Genomic DNA, 2,577 nt, shown 5'->3' with positions numbered 1-2,577 from the left:
CGCCAGCCAATCCGCCCGGTCCGGCGGCCCGGCCCCCTCGCCCTCGGCCACAAGCGCGTCCAGCGTCAGCGCCAGCATCAGGTCGCGCCCATCCGCGCCAACCCCCCCGGGCATGCCGGTGGCCGGGGTCACCGCCAGCGGGCCGGTCAGCTCCAGCGTGGCGTCGGCGGTGAACCTGGCCTCGCCGGTCTCGCCCGGGTCGCGCCGGCCAAGGCTGTCGGCGAACCGCACCTCGGCCAGCGCCAGCGCCAGCCCGGCCGAAGGTTCGGACGCCAGCGACCCGGCCTCGGCGGCCACGCGGCAGGGGGCGGCAAAGGCCCCCATCCCGTCGGGTCCGGCCACCGCATCGATGCGGCGCGCCAGGCGCTGCGCGGTCACCCCCGGCAGCGCGCCCAGCATCACGCCTTCTCCAGTTCGCCGAACACCGCGAGGTCGAAGCTGACCTTGTCCAGCGTTGTGACCGGCCCGCCCGCCGCCGGAAGGGCGCGGAACACGATGTCGACGCTGTCGCGGCGCTTGGCCCGGATCATCGGGCAGATCAGCGCGAAATCCTCGCGCTGGGCCGGGGTCACCGTCACGGCATAGGCCGCGTTCCGATAGGGCGTGACGAAGCGCACCCGCACCCAGCGCGCACCGGTTGGCTGGTCGCGCTGGCGCGTGACGTCCAGCACGTTGCGCCCGCCCGACAGGGCATAGCCGGTGCCGAACATGTGTGGCCGTTCCAGAATCTCGGGCAACCAGCCACCGGGCGTCCACAACGGGTTGTCCGCGCCGAAGAACGCGACATTCCCCTCCAGCGCCTGCATCAGCGCGGCTCTCAGTGTCTCCGTCTCGCCCGCAGCCTCCAGATATTCCTCGTCCAGGCCCAGATTGTAGAGGGTCCGGGACAGCCCCCCGGCCGCGCGGGCCTTCTGGGCGGTGGTCTGCAGGGAGGTGTAGGACACGCTCTCGCCGGGTTCGAGAAAGCTTTCCTTGCCGCCGAAGGCCGGCGTGAAGCTGGCCGCCTCGGTGGAAAAGGACGTCCCCCGGCCGCTGTCGTCCAGGCTGACCACCGCGGTCATGCGATGCGCCACCTGGGTGCCGGCATCGGTCAGCGCGACCGGCGCGCCGGGGTCCGCGGCGGCGGGGGGGGCGGCGGTCATCGCCATCATCGCCATGTTGGGCGCCATCGCCCCCACCCCGGCGACCGGCTCGGCCATGTCGCGCCCGGCGGCGGGGTGCAGGCCGGCGCCGGTGGCGATCCCCGCGGTCCGCGGGTTGATCCGCACCGCCCCCAGCGCCCCGATTTCCTCGGCCGCGCGGACCACGCGGGTGTCGAGCTCGCGATAGAGCGCGCCGGTGCGCGGATCGTCGTGCACAAGCTCCACCACATCGAGCCGCGCACCACCGAGCTCGGGGATCAGCTTCACCGGCCGACCCTCGACATCCAGCGCGACGACCGAGGGCTCCCAGTACACCAGTTCGGGCCGCACGAAGGTTTCCAGAATGCCGACGGCGGGCTGGTCGATCACCGGTCGCAACACCTCCAGCGGATCGCGCCAGATCACCTGCGAGGCCGAGGAGACCTGATCGCTGCGCGCCCGGATGAGCCGCAGCACCCCATCCGAGAGCTTCTCCTCGCTCACCGCGCCGCCTGCCAGCGCATCGGTGCCCACCGCCCCGCCGGCCAGGGCCCGTGCGGTCACGGCCCCTGCGGCCAGCACGCGGTCGTCCACCGCCTCCCCGGCCAGCGCGCGGCCCTCCACCGCCCCGTCGGCGAGCTTGGGGCCGGTCACCGCGCCCGCGGCCAGTCCCCCGGGGCCCAGTGGGCCGGCCTGCGCGCCGCCGCTATGGTCGTGGTCCCGCAACGCCTCCAGGATCAGGCGCTGCAGCCTGTTCAGGCGCGCCGCCGTCAGCGGCATGCCGCGTTCGAACTCCACCGGTGGTTCTGCCATCTCGGACCCTCCCGCCTGCGGCCGGCCGCGGCCCGGCAGACCGCCCCGCTCCGCCCCTGCGTGGCGGCCCAGCCCCCAGCCGGGCAGGGCCGCGCGTCATTCCATCGTCAGCGTGAACCGCACGCTGAGCGGCTGTTCGGCCTCCACCTCCACCGGCTCGGCCAGCTTGGCGAAATTGTACAGCACCGGGCGCCGGACGTCGCGTCCGCGCATGTCTTCCGGGGGGCGCAGCGACAGCATCAGCGCCGCACCGATGATCTGCGCATCCCGGCTGGCATCCCCGCGGAAGATCGCCTCCAGCCCGTCCTTGCCCACGCTGAAGCGCGGATTGCGGGCATTGCGCAGGGGCAGGACGCCGACGCCCTGGGTGATGGCGTCCACATCGGGCCTGAAGTCGCCCAGCGCCAGCACGAGGCTCAGCCCTTCCGAGGTCACGGTGCCGCTCAGAAGCTCCAGCAGGGCGGCGCGGCCGCTGTCCAGCACCTCGTTGGGGTGTTCGTGGCGCCGCAAGGGCCGGTCGTCCCGGTCCAGCAGGGTCAGGGTCATGTGCCCACGGGGGCGGGTGGCGGATCGGATCATGGCAGGTCTCCTGTCCGGGGGTCGGTGATGCGGGCCGGGCCGGCCCGCATCACCGACCCCCGGA

General features: G+C 73.7%; 3 protein-coding genes. All 3 read right to left on the bottom strand.

Annotated elements, in window-relative coordinates:
* A partial coding sequence (locus tag CCR87_RS00205) for a hypothetical protein (RefSeq protein WP_201155332.1) occupies positions 1-399 on the bottom strand: 399 nt, incomplete at its 3' end.
* Positions 399-1,934, bottom strand: a complete 1,536-nt coding sequence (locus tag CCR87_RS00200; protein WP_201155331.1) for a hypothetical protein — start codon at positions 1,932-1,934, stop codon at positions 399-401. The genes CCR87_RS00205 and CCR87_RS00200, both read right to left, overlap by 1 nt.
* Positions 1,935-2,030: 96 nt before the next feature.
* Positions 2,031-2,513 (bottom strand): hypothetical protein, encoded by a 483-nt coding sequence (locus CCR87_RS00195; protein WP_201155330.1) that lies wholly within the window; start codon positions 2,511-2,513, stop codon positions 2,031-2,033.
* Positions 2,514-2,577 lie beyond the last annotated feature (64 nt).

Source organism: Rhodobaculum claviforme (assembly GCF_016653255.1).
Taxonomy (GTDB): Bacteria; Pseudomonadota; Alphaproteobacteria; order Rhodobacterales; family Rhodobacteraceae; genus Rhodobaculum; species Rhodobaculum claviforme.
This window is presented reverse-complemented; position numbering and strand designations above follow the sequence as displayed.

Excerpts from the sequence above, each read along its gene's own strand:
- CCR87_RS00200 (WP_201155331.1), bottom strand. The coding sequence starts at position 1,934 with ATGGCAGAACCACCGGTGGAGTTCGAACGCGGCATGCCGCTGACGGCG.
- CCR87_RS00195 (WP_201155330.1), bottom strand. The coding sequence starts at position 2,513 with ATGATCCGATCCGCCACCCGCCCCCGTGGGCACATGACCCTGACCCTG.